A 19,342-nucleotide genomic window follows, 5' to 3' on the forward strand; every position below is an offset into this window, starting at 1 on the left:
CTTTATTCCTGTGCTATGATTCAAAAAGGACAAAAATAACAACACTATGAATCATATGGAAAAACTCGATAATTTTATTCAGCAGGCGGTCACCGCGATGCCGGTCAGCGGCACCTCGCTTATCGCCTCGCTTTACGGGGACTGTTTATCGCAACGCGGTGGAGAAGTCTGGCTCGGTAGCGTTGCCGCGCTGCTGGAAGGGCTTGGCTTCGGTGAACGTTTTGTACGTACCGCACTGTTTCGCCTTAATAAAGAAGAATGGCTGGACGTAGTACGTATCGGCCGCCGCAGTTTCTACCGCCTGAGTGATAAAGGGCTACGCTTGACGCGCCGCGCCGAGAGCAAAATCTATCGTGCCAGCGCCCCTGAGTGGGACGGTACCTGGCTGCTGCTGCTGTCGGAGGGGCTGGAGAAAAATACCCTGGCCGAAGTTAAAAAGCAGCTGTTATGGCAAGGTTTTGGCGTACTGGCGCCGAGTCTGCTGGCGTCGCCATCGCAAAAGCTGGCGGACGTACAGTCGCTGCTCCATGAGGCTGGGGTGGCGGAAAATGTCATCGTTTTTGAGGCGCATTCGCCGTTGGCACTCTCCCGCGCTGCGCTGCGTGAGCGGGTAGAAGGGTGCTGGCACTTAAACGAACAAAATGCCATGTACGAGGCGTTTATCACGCTGTTCCGTCCGTTGTTACCGCTACTGCGTGACGCCGGGCCGGACGAACTTACGCCAGAGCGCTGCTTCCAGATCCGCCTGTTGCTCATTCACTTCTATCGTCGGGTTGTGCTCAAAGATCCGCTGCTGCCGGAAGAATTGCTGCCTGCTCACTGGCTGGGTCAGACGGCGCGTCAGCTGTGCATTAATATTTATCAACGTGTTGCGCCCGGCGCCCAGGTTTTCGTCAGCGAAAAAGGCGAGAGTTCGGTGGGGGAACTGCCCGCGCCGGGGCCGCTCTATTATCAACGTTTCGGCGGATTAGCCGAGGTGTAACAGGAGAAGCCATGCCGATTTACCAGATTGACCGGATGATCCCGGTAGTTCCTGCAGAAAGCTATGTTCACCCAACCGCAGTGCTGATTGGCGATGTCATTCTCGGCAAAGGTGTTTATGTTGGTCCCAACGCCAGCCTGCGCGGAGATTTTGGGCGTATCGTGGTTAAAGATGGGGCGAATATCCAGGATAACTGCGTGATGCACGGATTTCCCGGCCAGGATACGGTGGTGGAAGAGGACGGACATATCGGCCACGGGGCGATTCTGCACGGCTGTGTGATTGGGCGGAACGCGCTGGTCGGCATGAGTGCGGTGATTATCGATGGCGCGACCATCGGTGAAAACAGTATCGTTGGTGCCTCGGCGTTTGTGAAAGCGCGCGCTGAGATGCCTGCCAACCATCTGATTGTCGGTAGCCCGGCGAAAGCGATTCGCATGTTAACTGAGCAGGAACTGGTGTGGAAAAAACAGGGCACTCGCGAGTATCAGGTGCTGGTGGAGCGCTGTCAGCAGACGCTTGCAGAAGTGGAGCCGCTGACTGCGGTAGAACCCGACAGAAAGCGGCTGGAGTTTGATGAGAATTTGCAACCTAAGTCAGCGAGTTAGCGATTCTACGCAATACCCGATGTCAGAACTGATAGCTGGCGGTGATGCTGACGTTGCGCGGCTCACCATAAACGATAGAACCGTCGATATTCGTGTCGTAGGTTTTATCGAACAGGTTATTAAGGTTACCCTGCACTGAGAAGTTTTTTGTTACCTGGTAGCGGGTGAACAAATCTACCAGGGCGTAGCTTCCCTGTTCCGCGCGGAATGTGCCATAAGGCGTGACCGTATCGCTGTAAACACGATTCTGCCAGTTAACTCCACCGCCGACGGTCAGTTCCGGCATGGCTGGCAGGCGATAACGGGTAAACAGTTTGACCGTGGTCCGCGGCAGGTTTGGGTTTACTGCATTGCCTTCGTTGTCTTCTGCAACATAGCGTGTCGCACCAAACGTCATCTGCCAGTTATCAGTGATCGCACCGTTAATCTCGAATTCAACCCCTTTGCTGACCGTGCCATCCATCGCTTTAAAGGCCGTGTCGCCATTGCTACCGGCGATTGGCACGCCGGTTGATTGCGCTACGTTATCCTGTTCAATGCGGAACACCGCGAGAGTGGTGGTTAAACGGCTGTTCATCCAGTCGGACTTCAGGCCAAGCTCATAGTTGTTGCCGGTGATCGGAGAGAGATATTTACCGGAACTGTCGCGCTTGTTCTGCGGCTGGAAGATTGAGGTATAGCTGGCGTAGGTAGACCAGTTATCGTCAATGTCATATACCAGACCCGCATACGGCGTGGTGTGGTTTTGCTCCATGCTGTAGGTCAGGGTGTCGATACGCCAGTTGGTGTAACGTGCGCCGACAATCAAATGCAGTGGGTCAGCCAGCGAAATACGCGTTGCGGCGTACAGCGATTTCATGTGCGTGGTATCGTCCTGAGCCAATGACTGCGGGTTCCAGTTGGTTTCCGGGAAGTTACCATCGTAGGTATAGAAGCTGCCGATTTCGTTGGGGAAAACGTTCGCCCACGAGCTTTCATAACGGTTATTCTGTTTACTGTAGCTGCCGCCCAGCATCAGATTATGCTGACGACCAAACAGATCGTAACCGCCGTCGGCAAATAGATCGACAGCATCCACTTTACGTTTGCCGCTGTTCCAGCCGGTTCCTCCGACGTAGTCATATCCCGGACCATAGTTGCCATATGGGCCAATCAGCGTGCCGTCGGCCTTATTAACATAGGCATCGACGTACATCATTTTACTGTCGAACTTGACCTCGGAGTGGGTGGCGTTCATGGTCGCCTGCCAGGTATCGGCAAAACGTTGTTTGATGGTGACAAACACTTTGTTGAAGTCTTTATCGTTGTAAGCCCAGTCCGGCGCAGTGCTGCGCGAACGGCCATAGCTGTTTTTACTGCCATCGGTATTCCAGCGCGGCAATCCACCCCAGGTTGGGCTGTTGATATCAATGCGCTGATATTCATAGCCCGCAGACAGGCTGGTGGTGTCACCCAAATCGGCATCGACAATCCCGGAGAAGAACATTTTTTCGCTATTGTAGCGATCAAGCCAGGAGTCGTTATTCTGGTAACCCGCCACGATGCGGCCGCGCACGTTGCCGTCTGCCGTAAGCGGGCTTTGCAGATCGGTCACATAGCGTTGTTTATTCCAGCTGCCATATTCCGCTGAAACATTACCGGTGAACTCGCGGCTGGTGGCATGCTTACGGATCATGTTAATGGAGGCTGAAGGGTTACCCGTCCCGGTCATTAGCCCGTTTGCGCCACGGACCACTTCGACACGCTCAAAAAGGGCGGTGTCAGAAAGGGCGTCACCGAGATTCCAGCGGGATTCAAAATAGGTCGGGATCCCATCGACCATATAGTTATCAATCTGAAATCCGCGCGAGTAATAGCTGCTGCGATCTGAATCCGCCTGGCTTTTGCTTATCCCCAACGTGTTGTCCATCACATCGCCCAGCGTTTGCAATTGCTGATCTTCCATGCGTTGCTGGCTGACAATGCTGACCGATTGCGGAATATCGCGCTGTGTCATCTGCATTTTTGTGCCAGCGGTGGTCGATTTAACGCTGTAATCCTGCTCCTCACCGGATGCGGATGGAGCAGAACCCTCCACGATCACTGTCTCTTCTGCAGGGGCTGCGAGGCTGGTGGAAGGTAAAAGGGCTAGCGTGATGCATGCTGCCAGCAAAGAAAGGGCAAGCCCCGGTTGGCGTTGAACATTCCCGTTGAGTGTTGTGAAAGACATCGAAAAGCCCTTGATAATTATTAATATTAAGTTCGAATCACCGGTAGTTGTGATGAACCCTTTGGTTGTAAATTATTAAATGCGCATGTAAATACAAATGCGAAATATACGCATTAGCAGTCAATGTGTAAACAGATGCTACGACATAAATGAAATATTGTTTCAGTACTATGCTTGAGCAATAGCGCAGGGAAATGGTTATAAGAGCAGCACTAACTGAGGTTTTCGCTTAAAAAATCGAGGGTTAAAGTTGAAAGAGCGTGAGTAACTCGCTCATACTCTATACTCGCAGAGTTACCCGGCGTAGCATGGCAAAACGCTTGGGCTGTTAATGAAAAAGGAAAACGTCGTGGCAGAAGAAACTATATTCAGCAAAATTATTCGTCGTGAGATTCCGTCAGATATCGTATACCAGGATGAACTGGTCACTGCGTTTCGTGATATTTCCCCTCAGGCACCAACGCATATCCTGATCATTCCTAACATTCTGATCCCAACTGTCAACGATGTGACGGCGGAACATGAACAGGCATTGGGCCGCATGATCACCGTTGCGGCGAAAATTGCTGAGCAGGAAGGCATTGCTGCAGATGGGTACCGCTTAATCATGAACACCAACCGCCACGGGGGGCAGGAGGTGTATCACATTCATATGCACCTGCTGGGTGGACGTGCGCTTGGCCCAATGCTTGCGCATAAAGGTCTGTAAGCATGACCAGAGGATGCATTGCGCTTTCACTGGGTTTGCTGTTGCTGGCGGGTTGTCGAACACATCCTGAAATTCCGGTAAGTGATGAACAGTCGCTGGTGATGGAATCAACGATTCTGGCGGCGGGTATAACAGCAGAACAGCCCACGTTAACCACGTCTGATATTCAGGCCTCGGCATCCTCTCGACTCTATAACGAAAGACAAGAACCCGTTACCGTTCATTATCGGTTTTACTGGTATGACGCCAGAGGGCTGGAAATGCACCCTCTGGAAGCGCCACGCAGTGTGACTGTTCCGGCTCATTCGTCGGTGACGCTGTATGGCAGCGCCAATTATCTGGGGGCGCACAAGGTTAGACTTTATCTTTATTTGTAAGGGGTGAATCTTGATGAACAAAATGAATCGCTACGCACTGATTGCCGCGCTGGCGATGTTTCTCTCTGGCTGTGTGGTGCAACGAGAGCCCGCGCCGGTAGAGGAAGTCAAGCCGGTGCCGGAACAGCCTGCGCAGCCGCAACAGCCGGTTCCGGTTGTGCCAACGGTGCCAACCATACCGCAGCAGCCGGGCCCGATTGAGCACGAGGACCAAACGGCGCAGCCGACGCCACGTCAACGTCATTATGACTGGAATGGGGCGATGCAGCCGATGGTCGGCAAAATGCTGCAGGCCGACGGCGTCAAAGCGGGTGGCGTTCTGCTGGTTGATAGCGTGAATAACCGTACCAACGGCTCGTTGAACGCGGGGGAAGCCACCGAGACCTTGCGTAACGCGCTGGCGAATAACGGTAAGTTTACTCTGGTTTCCGCTCAGCAACTGGCCGTCGCCAAGCAGCAGTTAGGTCTGTCGCCAAACGATAGCCTGGGAACACGCAGTAAAGCGATTGGTATCGCCCGTAACGTTGGTGCGCAGTATGTGCTTTATTCCAGCGCATCTGGCAACGTCAATTCGCCTGCGCTGCAAATGCAATTAATGCTGGTACAAACTGGCGAGATAATCTGGTCAGGTAAAGGTGCCGTTCAGCAACAATAACAGACTCACGCGCGGCGAAGTGTTGTCGCGCTATTTCCCGCAGTATCATCCCGTTGCAACCAGCCAAACCGGCCTGAGCGGCGGGAGCTGCATCATTGAACACCGTTCCCACCGGCTGGTACTGCGCTGCCATCACGACCCTGACGCACCGGAATCTCATTTCTTACGCCAATACCATGCGCTAAAACACCTGCCAGAAAGCCTTGCGCCACGTCCTCACTTTTATACGCGTGGGTGGATGGCAGTCGAGTTTTTTCACGGTAAGGTAGAATCCAGATTACCGGACGCCGACGAACTCGCAGGCTTACTGTATCATCTGCACCAGCAACCCCGATTGGGCTGGCGAATTAGCCTGCTTCCGCTACTTGAACAGTACTGGCAGTGTGGCGATCCGGCACGTCGTACACCATGCTGGCTGCGCGCGCTGAAGCGGCTAAGTAAACGAGGTGAGCCCCGACCTTTGCGCCTGGGGCCGCTGCATATGGATGTTCACGGTGACAACATCGTACGTACAGCCTCAGGGCTGCGGCTGATTGACTGGGAATACGCCGGAGACGGTGATATTGCCCTGGAGCTGGCGGCAGTATGGGTTAGCGATGAATCCCAGCACCAACAGTTGGTTAGCACCTACGCCCAACGAGCGCACATTGAGCCAGACGTTTTGTGGCGACAGGTCAGACAATGGCAACCCTGGATAATGATGCTGAAGGCGGGGTGGTTTGAGTATCGCTGGCGGCAAACCGGCGATCGACAATTTATCAGGCTGGCCGATGAAACCTGGCGGCAGCTAACAATGAAAGGATAAGGAGAGCAGTGTGGGCCCAGTAATGTTGGATGTCGAAGGGTATGAGCTGGACGCTGAAGAGCGTGAGATTCTGGCACATCCGCTGGTAGGTGGGTTGATCCTCTTTACCCGAAATTATCATGACCCGGAACAGCTGCGTGAATTAGTGCGCCAGATCCGGGCTGCGTCACGTAACCATCTGGTGGTGGCGGTAGATCAGGAAGGCGGACGCGTACAGCGTTTTCGTGAAGGCTTTACCCGCCTGCCTGCGGCTCAATCCTTTGCTGCGTTGCACGGTCTGGAAGAGGGCGGCAAACTGGCTCAGGACGCCGGGTGGTTGATGGCCAGCGAAATGATCGCGATGGACATTGATATCAGCTTTGCACCGGTACTGGATGTGGGCCATATCAGCGCGGCAATCGGCGAGCGTTCTTATCATGCCGATCCGCTAAAAGCGCTGGCGATGGCGACCCGCTTCATTGACGGGATGCATGCTGCTGGCATGAAAACGACCGGTAAACATTTCCCAGGACATGGGGCGGTGACGGCGGATTCACACAAAGAAACCCCAACCGATCCACGCCCAGAAGCCGAGATTCGTGCGAAAGATATGTCCGTGTTCCAGACGTTGATTACGGAAAACAAACTGGATGCCATTATGCCTGCGCACGTCATCTACAGTGATGTAGATCCGCGTCCGGCGAGTGGTTCACCTCACTGGCTGAAAACGGTGCTGCGCCAGGAGCTTGGCTTCGATGGTGTCATTTTCTCCGACGATTTGTCGATGGAAGGGGCGGCGATTATGGGAAGCTATGCGGAGCGTGGACAGGCATCGCTGGATGCAGGTTGCGATATGATCCTGGTCTGCAATAATCGTAAGGGAGCGGTCAGTGTGTTAGATAATCTGTCGCCGATCAATGCAGAACGTGTTACACGTTTGTATCATAAAGGTTCATTTTCACGTCAGGAACTGATGGACTCGGCACGCTGGAAGACGGTAAGCGCTCAACTTAACCAACTTCATGAGCGCTGGCAGGAAGAGAAAGCAGGTCATTAACGCAAGTTTGGCGAGGATGCGATGATTATCTATTTACACGGTTTTGACTCTAACAGCCCGGGCAACCATGAGAAGGTGTTGCAGCTGCAATTCATCGACCCGGATGTCAGGCTGATTAGCTACAGTACGCGGCATCCTAAACATGATATGCAGCATCTGCTGAAAGAAGTGGACAAAATGCTGCAGCTGAATGTGGATGACCGTCCGCTGATTTGTGGTGTGGGGCTCGGGGGATATTGGGCTGAACGGATTGGTTTCCTGTGTGATATTCGTCAGGTAGTGTTTAATCCCAACCTGTTCCCGTATGAGAACATGGAAGGCAAAATCGACAGACCTGAGGAGTATGCAGACATCGCAACAAAATGCGTGACCAATTTCCGTGAGAAGAATCGCGATCGCTGCCTGGTGATCCTGTCACGTCATGATGAAGCGCTTAACAGTCAGCGTTCGTCGGAAGAGCTGCATCATTTTTACGAGATAGTCTGGGACGAAGAGCAGACGCATAAGTTTAAGAATATCTCTCCGCATTTGCAGCGCATCAAAGCGTTCAAGACGTTAGGTTAATTCTTATTGAGCGTTTAAAAAAACAGCCTCCAGGCTAATGCTCGTCAGTTACGAACGTATGGTGAACATGTGATCCCGGCTCAGGGTTCCGTTCACCTCAGCGGTGTCATTTCTCTGAAGCGCAGATACCTGTGAACGTGCAAGGGAGGCTCACCGCCGCCTCCCTTGCAACCCAGGCTCCCGGCGGGAAAATCGTCGCTGCGCGATTATTCGCCCCATCCCTGGGGCTTACCCCTTCGGGGCCAGCGCAAGCGCTGTTCAAAATTGCTCCCGGCAATTTTGTTATTCGTCTTATGCCGTCTGCCTGTCGGGTCGGGGTCGAGCCTGCATCCATGCAGGCCGTCCCCTCTGTCCGCATCCCTGCGGACAGACCCGGTCAGCCGTCAATGCCTCATCGATTTTCAGCCGGACCGGGGTCATCGCTTCAACGCACTGACTTCCAGTTAAATCTTTTTTGCTGTTTAAACAAAAAACGCAGATGGTCAGGTGTGGGCTGGTCCGGCTGAAAATTGTCGACGTGTTTCCGTAAGGCCGGGAGAGCCAGCATGAATGCTGGCTCAGGGCGCGCTTTGCAAGGACGCTTCCTCGCGCCCGGCCCGGTAGCCTGGAGGAATAAGCGGAGGGTATTGCGCAGCAACAATTTTCCTGCCGGGAGCCGGGATTGTAAAGGGCGTGGCGGAGAACGCCCTTTACACGTTCACAGGAATCGGTGCTTAAGAGAAATGATGAGCATGAGGTGAACGGAACTCTTTCTCCGAGATAGTATGTTCTTTACCTCGGGCAGCACAGCTTGAAGCTTTCTGAAACTGAGGCGCTAACTGACTGGCATTACAGCCATCGGGCTGTTTTTTTGTTCTTAAAGTTCCGGTTGTCTATCTTTTCAGCATCAAAACTTGATACACATCAATTTTGGTATGACCAATGCACCGTTCGTGTTATTCTCACTCTCGAAGAACATTTTCATTACCGTAACTTGTTGTTAATTAAAGGCTATGCTCATAACCTTTAATTAACAATTGGTTAATAAATTTGAGGGGGTCACGTTGACTACACCATTGAAAAGGATCGTGATTGTCGGCGGCGGTGCTGGCGGACTGGAAATGGCGACGCAGCTGGGTAAAAAACTCGGGCGTAAGAAAAAGGCCAAAATCACACTGGTAGACAGAAACCACAGTCACTTGTGGAAACCGTTACTGCATGAAGTGGCGACGGGTTCACTGGACGAAGGTGTGGATGCGCTGAGTTATCTGGCTCATGCCCGTAACCATGGCTTCCAGTTCCAGTTAGGCTCGGTGGTGGATATCGATCGTGAAGCGAAGACCATTACTCTTGCTGAGCTGCGCGATGAGAAGGGTGAGCTGCTGGTTCCTGAGCGTAAAGTGCCGTATGACACGCTGGTGATGGCGTTGGGCAGTACGTCCAACGATTTCAACACCCCTGGCGTGAAAGAAAACTGCATTTTCCTCGATAACCCGCATCAGGCGCGTCGTTTCCACCAGGAGATGCTGAATCTGTTCCTGAAGTATTCCGCGAATCTGGGCGCTAACGGAAAAGTGAATATCGCCATTGTGGGTGGCGGTGCGACGGGTGTTGAACTCTCCGCTGAGCTGCACAATGCGGTAAAACAACTGCACAGCTATGGTTACAAAGGGCTGACCAACGACGCGCTGAACGTTACGCTGGTCGAAGCCGGTGAGCGTATTCTGCCTGCGTTGCCGCCGCGTATTTCCGGAGCTGCGCATAATGAGTTAACCAAATTGGGCGTACGCGTACTGACCCAGACGATGGTAACCAGCGCTGACGAAGGCGGACTGCACACCAAAGATGGCGAATACATTAAAGCCGATCTGATGGTGTGGGCGGCGGGTATCAAAGCGCCAGACTTTATGAAAGACATTGGCGGTCTGGAAACGAACCGTATTAACCAACTGGTGGTTGAGCCAACTCTGCAGAGCACGCGCGATCCTGACGTGTACGCGATTGGCGACTGCGCTTCCTGCGCCCGTCCGGAAGGCGGTTTTGTGCCTCCGCGCGCTCAGGCTGCACACCAGATGGCGACCTGTGCGATGAACAATATTCTGGCACAGATGAACGGCAAGCCGCTGAAAGCGTATCAGTACAAAGATCACGGCTCTCTGGTCTCGCTCTCTAACTTCTCTACCGTGGGTAGCCTGATGGGCAACCTGACTCGTGGTTCGATGATGGTGGAAGGGCGTATTGCGCGCTTTGTATACATCTCACTGTACCGCATGCACCAGATTGCCTTGCACGGCTACTTCAAAACCGGCCTGATGATGCTGGTCGGCAGTATCAACCGGGTGATTCGCCCGCGTCTGAAACTGCATTAATATCGACGTGTGGCGCCGGATGATTTTACGCATCCGGCGTCTTCCTTCAGAGTTCTCCGAATCATCCTGCGTTCGTGCCTCATCCTGCTATTTTCATCCGTAATCTGATTGGCATTCCTTACCTTCTGTTGCAAAGTTGTTGCTAATAGCAAAAAAGGAGGAAGTCCCGTGAATAAATCAATGTTGGCGGGTATAGGGATTGGCGTAGCTGCTGCGCTGGGTGTTGCAGCAGTGGCCAGTCTGAACGTTTTCGAGCGTGGCCCACAGTATGCACAAGTTGTCTCTGCAACACCGATTAAAGAGTCGGTAAAAACACCGCGTCAGGAGTGCCGGAACGTAACGGTCACGCACCGTAAGCCGGTACAAGATGAAAACCGTATTGCGGGTTCCGTATTGGGCGCGGTTGCGGGTGGCGTTATTGGCCATCAGTTTGGTGGCGGACGAGGTAAAGATATTGCCACCGTGGCCGGGGCTTTAGGCGGCGGCTATGCAGGTAACCAGATTCAGGGTTCGATGCAGGAAAACGATACTTACACCACCACGCAGCAGCGTTGTAAAACGGTGTATGACAAATCTGAAAAGATGCTGGGCTACGACGTGACGTACAAAATTGGCGATCAGCAGGGGAAAATCCGTATGGATAAGGACCCCGGTGCGCAAATTCCGTTGGATAACAACGGACAGTTGGTACTGAATAACAAAGCGTAAAATAGCATTATCCTGAACATTAGCCCCCCATTCGCTCAGGCTGGGGGGCTTTTTTTATCAGAAGGTTAAGGCGTAGTTCAGACCAAAAGTACGACCCCGGCCCTTGTATTCATACAGTGACGGGCTGCCGTAGGTTGGGCTGTACAGCAGTGGCGCACGTTGTCCCCACAGTGTGGTGTACTCTTCATTCAGCAGGTTTTCCACGCTGAAGGTCAGCTTACCCAACGGGAGCTGATAGCTGCCGATAAAGTCCATGGTGTTATAGCCATCGAGCTTGTTACCGCTGGCGTCGGTCAGATCAAATGTTTGCTGGCTCTGTACGCGCAAGGTCCACGGTTCTGGTGCCCAGCCGACCCACGCGGTTGCTTTGGACGGTGAGGCCAGCGTGACATCCCATTTTTGCCATTTACCGTTCTGCTTCACTTCCGATTTAATGACATTGAAGTTGCCGCCCAGACTCCAGTCCGTATTCGCAATGAAATAATCCACTGCACCTTCAAGGCCATAAATGCGGCGATCGTCGGGCTGAACGTTAATGGTCATATCGCTGCGGTTGATAACGATCGATTTATCCGAAGTCGAGTAGTAAGCGGCCAGTTGCGTGCGCAGACTATCGCCGGTGTAGCGCCACCCCAGTTCGTACGAGTTCACTTTAATCCCTTCCAGACGTGAATCCGCCACGTTGACGCTGCGCTGGAGCTGGTAATGATCGCCAACCAGCGAATAGGTACCGTTACCGTAATATTTCCCTGGGTCCGGAAGCTCCACGCCCTGAGAAAAGTTAAACCACGTTTGCTGACGGTCGGTCAGGTGGGCAAGGATACCGGCGTTGAACAGGAAATTATCATAATCGGTTTTGCCGCCTGGAATGGTATCGGCAGAGTTCGCAAGCCCGGTCGCGATTCCCTGCTGTTGAGCATAGCCAACGAAATCATCAACCCTGTTTTCGGTCCACTGATAGCGCACGCCGCCGCTGAGGGTAAAGATATCGTTAATGTCATAGCTGTTTTGCAGGAAAGGCGCGAAGTTGGTGATGCTGTAACCGGGGTAACGCCCGGTAGTATAAGCTGTACGGTTATCCATACCGCCGGAGGGTAGGGACCAGGCCAGATCGAAGAATTTCTGATTGGAGTCGAAGGTTTCGTGATCGGCATCGACACCCCACGTCAGCTCCCAGTTATCCATCAACTGGCTGTTGAGAGTAATTTTGGCACCAAACTGGTCTGTGTCCTGCTGTGATGCGGAGAAACTGGTGACCTTACCTTTGCTGAGCTTAGGGAAGGGGTAGAATTTCAGTGATTCATCACGGTAATAGATTTGGCTGACCAGGTTCTGGCCATAAAAATCCGCATCTGAATATTGCAGGCTAATAAGATGACGTTCGGTGCCGGGAATACGATCGGAATTCAGTCCGCTGCTGGTGTATGCTTTGCCGTTTCCGGTCACGGCGGACATGTTCTCGCCGAGATCCAGCCCGTAATCGTCATCCCCCTGACTCTTATAGTACTGAGTAACCAGTTGCAACTGACGGTTGTCGTCAAGTTCAATTGTCCCGGTGCCCATGATGTCCAGACGATCGGAGTGCTGTAGCCCGGTTTGGGTGTTATCCAGCAGCAGGGCATCGTGATTACCGTCATACCAGCCGCCAAATCGTTGATACGCGACGGACATACGCCCGGAAGCTCGATCGGTTCCGCCACTCACCGCCGCGGCAACACGTTCATCATGATCGTTGCTATTGTTGAAACCGCTTTTGCTCCCCAGTTCGAGTTCTACTTCACGCTCCGGCTGGCCTTTTTTGGTGACAATGTTGATTAATCCGCCGGTACTGCCACCGCCATAAAGTGAGGTTGCGCCTGAAATGACTTCAATGTGCGCAATATTAAACGGGTCAATGGAGTCAAGTTGACGGCTGTCGGTTCGCGAGGAGTTCAGACGGACGCCGTCAATGAGCACGACAATGGCGCGACCACGCATGTTCATGCCGTAGTTTGTGCGTCCCTGGCTACTAACATCGATTCCTGGGATTAGCTGAGCAAGAACATCCTTGAACTCTTTTCCTCCCTGAACCTGTTGTTCAATCTCGCTTCCTTCAATAACCCAGGTCGTTTGCGCCATTTCTGCCACGGTGCGCTGGCTACGGTTGGCGCTGACGATGAGATTCTCTTCCTCAGCCGCAATGGCCGGAAGGGTTAAAGACAACAGGAGAGGATTGAGCACCCAGAGACGCTTATGCATTTGTATTCCTTTTAAAAAAGAGTCGATCTGTTTTTGTTATGACGGTAAAGAAACCGATGGTTACATTGTGAAACAGGCGTTAAAACAAATGCGAATATTGCTGATAATAATTGTCGTTATCAATACATTTTACAAAAAATGATCGGGTAAGATGATGAAAACAATGAAGAATGTAGGGGTAATGCGTGAAATTCTAACCGGGGGCTTTATCAGCTCCCGGGGTTGTGAGTACTGCGGGGGAATTACGGGAAAGGGTTAAGCTTTGACGAGTTCGGGCCACAGACGCAGCGTTGTATGTGCGATCTGCATCAGTTTTTCAAACGTTGCACCTTCCCGGGCGCTGATCGACATACCTTGTAAAATACAGTTCAGGTATTCGGCCAGTTTTTGCACGTCGCAATGGGCTGGAATTTCGCCTCGTTGCTGGCGCTGGCGAAGAAACTGGGTAAGCGTCTGTTCCTGCATTGCATGGCGGGATTTCACCGTGTGCGCAATATCGCGGGAAGAGGCCGCCAGCGTCGCAGAAGTGTTAATCATGAAACATCCCGCCGGGGTGTCCTTGCTGGTAAAGCAGGTCGCTATGGCGGTGAAATAGTCTTCTAGTGCGGACTCAAGGCTTTTTTCTTCACAAAACAGTTGGGCTTCGTGTTTCGCCGCAAAGCGGGTGATGTAGCGGTCCAGTACGGCACGGAACAACCCTTCTTTATTGGTGAACTCCGCATACAGCGTGGGCGCTTTTGCGCCGGTGGCTTCCACGAGATCGGCGAGTGATGTCGCTTCATATCCGTGCTGCCAGAAGAGTGTCATGGCCTTATCAAGCGCGGCTTCCCTGTCGAACACTTTTGGTCGGCCACGGCTTTTTTTAGCACAACCTGTCGTTTCAGTTGTCATGGCGCCGATGTACCTTTGTTGGGTTTATTGAATAACCATTATAAAAATATTCGACTGCACACTCCAGCGGATTCACGATAAAAATAATTTATAGCTATTAGCATGAAAAATAAGACCTTTATATTTTATATAACGATCATTATAAAAAAATGTTGACGTGTGACATGGATCACATCTATGATTTACCTATCGATCGTTAAGTTAATATTTTCGACACCCATTCATCTGCTAAAGGTCACTATCATGAAAAACGTAAAAACACTGTTTGTCGCTGCTGTTCTTAGCTCACTGTCATTTGCAAGTTTTGCCGCTGTTGAAGTTCAGTCCACTCCTGCGGGTCAAGAGAAAGTCGGTACTATTTCTGCGAATGCGGGGACTAACTTAGGTTCTCTGGAAGATCAACTGGCGCAGAAAGCCGATGAGATGGGTGCGAAGTCTTTCCGTATTACTTCCGTTACCGGTCCTAACACTCTTCACGGAACTGCTGTTATCTACAAATAAGATTTAACCCATCGCAATGCCACTGCGAGTTAAATAAAAAACCCCCGCGGAATAAAATCCAGCGGGGGTTTTTTTATACGCTACGATTACAGCGGTTGTTGAGCAACGTCATGATGACGGGTCACATCGACCGGCATGCCTGAGCGAATCTCCATCGCATGATCCATGACGGCGGTATCTGTTTGCGCCGCATTTTTAAATGTCTGCATGGACGCGTTCAGCACGATCGGCAGCAGTTGCGGATCGTCATTGATTTTTTCGGACAGCGGTTGGTGTACTTCCACCAGGCGCACGCCATTAGGCTCTACGGATGCTTTAATCGGCGTATTGATAATATTGACCTTAGTTCCGGGCGTTACCTGACGGAACAGGGTTTCGATATCACCGTCGCGCAGACGAATACAGCCGGAACTGACACGCATTCCGATGCCAAAATCAGCATTTGTACCGTGCAACAGGTACACGCCGCCGTATGCCGCTAAGCGAATCGCATGATGGCCCATCGGGTTATCCGGACCGGCAGGCACAACGGCAGGCAGGTCAATCCCGTTTGCTTTGTATCGCGCGCGGATATTTGCCGTTGGCGTCCAGGTGGGATTGGCGCGTTTATCAGAGATGGTGGTTACCATCGTAGGCGTCAGCGTGTCACCACCTAACTGGCCAATACCAATAGGATACACGGTCACCGAATTGGTCCCCGGCTGGTAATAATAAAGACGCAGTTCGGCGAGGTTGATAACAATACCTTCGCGCGGGGCGTCAGGTAGCAGAGTTTGTAACGGGATCGTCAAAACGCTGCCCGGACGTGGTACGTAAGGGTCAACGCCAGGGTTGGCCTGCAGTAGCGCGAGAAAGCCGACATTGTACTTTTTCGCAATCGCCTCCAGAGAACCGCCATTGTCTTCAACAACATGAACGGCATTCTGACCCACCAGACGGCTTCCCGGTGGCGGCAGCGGCCAGGTGTTTGCCTGAACCGGAAGTGCTAACGCGAATGTCGCTGCAAGCGTAAAAAACGCGAGCCAGCGAGAGAGTCGTTTATTGTTTAACATCACCATAAATCCATTGTTTTTACGTGGTTTTTATTATGTAAAAGTAAACGAGAATTATGGCTGTTTGCTGTGTCGGGAAGTGCAGGGAAGTGCAAAGAGTTTGTAAATTCATCAGGCCGGGTGAGTGGTGTGCTCACCCAGCCTGTTCGCTATGCTTATGCTACGGCGTTTTCTTCAAGCTGACGCATAAACTGGCGGACCCAGTCGATCCGCGTTTTACGCTCGCTCAACTCCTGCATGAATTTCAGCCGGGTTGGACCGTCCAGACGGAAGTGCTGCGGCTGCTTTTGCAGTAAACCAATCAGCCAGACGGGGTTGACGTGGTTTTTCTCGGCAAATTCAATGGTACCGCCTTTTTCATTGCCTTCGAGCTTTCTGATCCCCAGTTTCTGCGCCTGCTGGCGTAAACGGGCGATATCCAGCAGCGTACGAGCCGGGTCGGGCAGCAAGCCAAAACGGTCTATCAGCTCAACCTTAATTTCTTCCAGTTCGTTTTCGCCTTTCGCACTGGCAATGCGCTTGTAGAACGACAGTCGGGTGTTTACATCCGGGATATAGTCATCCGGCAGCAGAGACGGCATGCGCAGTTCAACTTCGGTTTGCTGGCTGGTGAGATCTTCCAGTGACGGCTCACGCCCTTCTTTGAGCGCATCGACCGCGTTTTCCAGCAGTTCCATATACAGTGAGAAGCCGATGCTTTCCATGGAACCACTCTGATCTTCACCCAGTAATTCCCCGGCGCCGCGAATTTCGAGGTCGTGGGTCGCCAGCGCAAAACCTGCGCCCAAATCTTCCAGCGAGGCGATGGCTTCCAGACGTTTTTGCGCGTCGGTGGTCATTGCTTTCGGATGCGGCGTCAGCAGCCAGGCGTAAGCCTGGTGGTGAGAACGTCCCACACGACCGCGCAGCTGGTGTAATTGCGCTAAACCGAAGTGATCCGCTCGTTCGATGATGATGGTGTTAGCGGTGGGGATGTCGATCCCGGTTTCGATAATGGTGGTACACACCAGCACGTTAAAACGCTGATGGTGGAAATCGTTCATCACGCGTTCCAGTTCGCGCTCGCGCATTTGTCCGTGACCGATACCAATACGCGCTTCCGGCACCAGTTCAGCCAGCCTGTCAGCGGTTTTCTGGATGTTTTCGACGTCGTTAAACAGATAATAAACTTGTCCCCCGCGCAGAACTTCACGCAGGATCGCCTCGCGTACCACCAGGTTGTCGTATTCGCGCACGAAGGTTTTGACCGCCAGACGACGAGCGGGTGGTGTGGCGATAATCGACAGATCGCGCATGCCGCTCATTGCCATATTGAGCGTACGTGGAATTGGCGTTGCCGTCAGGGTCAGAATATCGACATCTGCGCGCATCGCCTTGATGCGTTCTTTGTGGCGAACGCCGAAACGGTGCTCTTCATCGACAATCAGCAGACCCAGATCTTTTAACTTCACATCCGCTTGCAGCAGTTTGTGCGTGCCGATGAGAATATCAATTTTTCCCTCGGCAACTTGCTCCAGAATCTGCGCTTGCTCTTTGGCGCTACGGAAACGGGACAACATCTCAATGCGTACCGGCCAGTTGGCAAAGCGGTCGCGGAAGTTGTCGAAGTGCTGCTGTGCGAGCAGGGTGGTCGGCACCAGCACGGCAACCTGCTTGTGGTTCTCTACGGCGAGAAAGGCCGCGCGCATCGCGACTTCGGTTTTACCAAAGCCGACGTCGCCGCACACCAGACGGTCCATGGCCAGCGGTTGACACATATCGCTGAGTACCGCGTTAATCGCCTGCGCCTGGTCAGGCGTGGTTTCAAACGGGAAGCTGTCGCAAAACAGCTGGTACTGTTCACGGTCATGCTTAAAGGCAAAGCCTTCTTTCGCCGCGCGCTGGGCATAAATATCCAGCAGCTCTGCCGCAACATCGCGCACCTTCTCAGCGGCTTTCTGTCGGGCGCGTGACCAGGCATCGCCGCCAAGTTTATGCAGCGGCGCATTCTCTTCCGCGCCACCGGCATAGCGGCTGATCAGATGCAGTGACGACACCGGCACGTACAGTTTGGCGTCGTTGGCATAAGTGAGCATCAGGTATTCACCGGTGATGCCGCCCGCTTCCAGCGTGGTCATACCGGCATAACGACCCACGCCGTGCTCCAGATGCACCACCGGTTGACCGGGATGCAGCTCTGCGAGGTTACGAATTAACGTATCCGGGTTGATGGTGCGACGAGAATCCTGGCGGCGGCGCGCCACGCGTTCCCCAAGCAGATCGCTTTCACAAATCAGCGCCAGATTGCGTTTGCTATCGATGAAGCCGTGCTCAGCTGCGCCAATCATCAGATAACGACCGTTATCTACGGCTTCATCGAGTCGCAATATCCGCTTCGGCGCCACTTTGATACGGGCGAGCAGTTCGCCAAGCGCTTCACGGCGGCCTTCACTTTCCACCGAGAAAATTACCGGACCGGTGAAGCCTTCAAGGAATTTACGTAACGCATCTAACGGCGCTTTTTGCTGCGCCTGAACGGCAATATCCGGCAGCTTCTGGAACCCGAGGTTGGTATTTGCTGCTTTGTTCGCCAGACTCTCGGTTTTCAGTTGAACGCGCGGCCAGCGTTTAAGTTCAGAAAACAGCTCATCAACCCGCAGCCACAGCGATTCCGGCGGCAGAAGCGGGCGCATCGGATCAACACCGCGATTTTCAAAGCGTGACAGGGTATCGGCCTGGAAGCGTTCTGCGCTGGTCTCGATATCACCGGTATTCACCAATAATGTATTGGAGGGGAAGTAGCTGAACAGCGGCGGCAGCGGCTCGCTGAAAAACAGCGGTTGCCAGTATTCAATACCCGCAGGTAACGTGCCTTTGCTGACCTGCTGGTAAATATGTTCGGCGTCGCGTTTCACCTCAAAGGTATCGCGCCACTGGCTACGGAATAGCTCGATGGCCGTTTTGTCAGTCGGGAATTCGTGCGCGGGAAGCAAATTAATGGCATCGACTTCTTCCAGCGTGCGCTGGGTGTCGGTATCAAACAGACGCAGGCTGTCGATTTCGTCATCAAAGAAATCCAGACGATAAGGCAACTCGCTGCCCATCGGGAACAAATCCAACAACGCGCCGCGGGTGGCGTATTCGCCGTGTTCCATGACCTGATCAACATGGCGATAGCCCGCACTGTCCAGCTGTTCACGCAGAGCGTCACGTGAAAGTTGCTGGCCCTTTTTCATGACCAGCGCATGGCCGTGCAGATAGCTGTGCGGACAAACGCGCTGCATCAGTGTATTTACCGGAACGATCAGCACGCCGCGCTGCATGGCAGGCAGTTGATACAGCGTGGAGAGCCGCGAGGAGATAATCTCCTGATGGGGAGAAAAGCTGTCGTAGGGTAGCGTTTCCCAGTCGGCCAGGTTCATCACCATCTGGTCGGTAAACTGACGAATTTCATCATGCAGACGCAGCGCATTTTGCATGTCCGGCGCGATCAGGACCACTGGACCCGCGTGATGTTCGGCGATTTCGGCGACCAGCGTTGCGCAGGCTGCACCGGTAAGCTCACCTAACTGGCGCTGATCGCCAGCTTTCGCCGGGAGCGTATAACGATGTTGTTCAGGCATTCGGTTGTTAGGATCTCGTTTAGATATACATCTGATAAGCAATGTTCTTTATTATCC

The 19,342-nt window shown here is 52.9% G+C and carries 16 protein-coding genes; 11 read left to right on the forward strand and 5 right to left on the reverse strand.

The features are described 5' to 3' along the window. Positions 1–55 precede the first annotated feature (55 nt). Positions 56–982: a phenylacetic acid degradation operon negative regulatory protein PaaX gene (gene paaX, locus OGY71_RS11470; protein WP_286613331.1), complete on the forward strand. Its 927-nt coding sequence runs from the start codon at positions 56–58 to the stop codon at positions 980–982. 11 nt (positions 983–993) lie between these two features. Next, the gene (paaY, locus tag OGY71_RS11475; protein ID WP_149335816.1) at positions 994–1,590 is read left to right on the forward strand and encodes a phenylacetic acid degradation protein PaaY; all 597 of its coding nucleotides are present in this window, start codon (positions 994–996) and stop codon (positions 1,588–1,590) included. Positions 1,591–1,612: 22 nt separating this feature from the next. On the opposite strand, the gene fhuE is transcribed toward paaY, so the two are convergent. Then, on the reverse strand, positions 1,613–3,799 hold the full coding sequence (fhuE, locus tag OGY71_RS11480) for a ferric-rhodotorulic acid/ferric-coprogen receptor FhuE (protein WP_286613333.1): 2,187 nt from the start codon (positions 3,797–3,799) through the stop codon (positions 1,613–1,615). 349 nt (positions 3,800–4,148) lie between these two features. Between fhuE and hinT the strand changes: the two genes are divergently transcribed. From hinT to OGY71_RS11520, 8 genes are all read left to right on the forward strand, one after another. Further along, positions 4,149–4,508: a purine nucleoside phosphoramidase gene (hinT, locus tag OGY71_RS11485; protein ID WP_003030826.1), complete on the forward strand. Its 360-nt coding sequence runs from the start codon at positions 4,149–4,151 to the stop codon at positions 4,506–4,508. Between the two features lie 2 nt (positions 4,509–4,510). Then, positions 4,511–4,885: a YcfL family putative periplasmic lipoprotein gene (locus tag OGY71_RS11490; protein WP_079937935.1), complete on the forward strand. Its 375-nt coding sequence runs from the start codon at positions 4,511–4,513 to the stop codon at positions 4,883–4,885. Between the two features lie 13 nt (positions 4,886–4,898). After that, positions 4,899–5,540, forward strand: a complete 642-nt coding sequence (gene lpoB, locus OGY71_RS11495; RefSeq protein ID WP_003832255.1) for a penicillin-binding protein activator LpoB — start codon at positions 4,899–4,901, stop codon at positions 5,538–5,540. Beyond that, on the forward strand, positions 5,521–6,345 hold the full coding sequence (thiK, locus tag OGY71_RS11500) for a thiamine kinase (protein WP_286613335.1): 825 nt from the start codon (positions 5,521–5,523) through the stop codon (positions 6,343–6,345). Before lpoB ends, thiK begins: the two co-directional genes overlap by 20 nt. A gap of 10 nt (positions 6,346–6,355) precedes the next feature. Further along, positions 6,356–7,381, forward strand: coding sequence for a beta-N-acetylhexosaminidase (nagZ, locus tag OGY71_RS11505; protein WP_032943019.1), 1,026 nt, complete (start codon positions 6,356–6,358; stop codon positions 7,379–7,381). Between the two features lie 21 nt (positions 7,382–7,402). Then, positions 7,403–7,945 carry an alpha/beta hydrolase YcfP gene (gene ycfP / locus OGY71_RS11510; RefSeq protein ID WP_003030817.1) on the forward strand — a complete coding sequence of 181 codons (543 nt, stop codon included), beginning with the start codon at positions 7,403–7,405 and terminating at the stop codon, positions 7,943–7,945. 1,043 nt (positions 7,946–8,988) lie between these two features. Beyond that, positions 8,989–10,293 (forward strand): NADH-quinone dehydrogenase, encoded by a 1,305-nt coding sequence (gene ndh / locus OGY71_RS11515; RefSeq protein WP_003832263.1) that lies wholly within the window; start codon positions 8,989–8,991, stop codon positions 10,291–10,293. Positions 10,294–10,461: 168 nt separating this feature from the next. Then, positions 10,462–11,001, forward strand: coding sequence for a glycine zipper 2TM domain-containing protein (locus OGY71_RS11520; protein WP_003030814.1), 540 nt, complete (start codon positions 10,462–10,464; stop codon positions 10,999–11,001). A gap of 57 nt (positions 11,002–11,058) precedes the next feature. Here the strand turns inward: OGY71_RS11520 and OGY71_RS11525 are convergent, their stop codons facing one another. Next, a complete protein-coding gene (locus OGY71_RS11525; protein WP_286613337.1) occupies positions 11,059–13,239 on the reverse strand; it encodes a TonB-dependent siderophore receptor in 2,181 nt (726 codons plus the stop codon). Positions 13,240–13,494: 255 nt separating this feature from the next. Continuing rightward, on the reverse strand, positions 13,495–14,130 hold the full coding sequence (comR, locus tag OGY71_RS11530) for a TetR family copper-responsive transcriptional repressor ComR (RefSeq protein WP_003832266.1): 636 nt from the start codon (positions 14,128–14,130) through the stop codon (positions 13,495–13,497). Positions 14,131–14,373: 243 nt separating this feature from the next. Between comR and bhsA the strand changes: the two genes are divergently transcribed. Continuing rightward, on the forward strand, positions 14,374–14,631 hold the full coding sequence (gene bhsA / locus OGY71_RS11535; RefSeq protein ID WP_003030810.1) for a multiple stress resistance protein BhsA: 258 nt from the start codon (positions 14,374–14,376) through the stop codon (positions 14,629–14,631). An 86-nt stretch (positions 14,632–14,717) separates the two neighbouring features. On the opposite strand, the gene ldtC is transcribed toward bhsA, so the two are convergent. Together ldtC and mfd are read right to left on the reverse strand one after the other, a co-directional pair. After that, positions 14,718–15,683: a L,D-transpeptidase LdtC gene (ldtC, locus tag OGY71_RS11540; protein WP_126318429.1), complete on the reverse strand. Its 966-nt coding sequence runs from the start codon at positions 15,681–15,683 to the stop codon at positions 14,718–14,720. A gap of 155 nt (positions 15,684–15,838) precedes the next feature. Then, on the reverse strand, positions 15,839–19,285 hold the full coding sequence (gene mfd, locus OGY71_RS11545; protein WP_218667493.1) for a transcription-repair coupling factor: 3,447 nt from the start codon (positions 19,283–19,285) through the stop codon (positions 15,839–15,841). Between the last annotated feature and the right edge of the window lie 57 nt (positions 19,286–19,342).

The organism is Citrobacter sp. Cpo109 (assembly GCF_030332565.1).
GTDB lineage: Bacteria > Pseudomonadota > Gammaproteobacteria > Enterobacterales > Enterobacteriaceae > Citrobacter > Citrobacter portucalensis.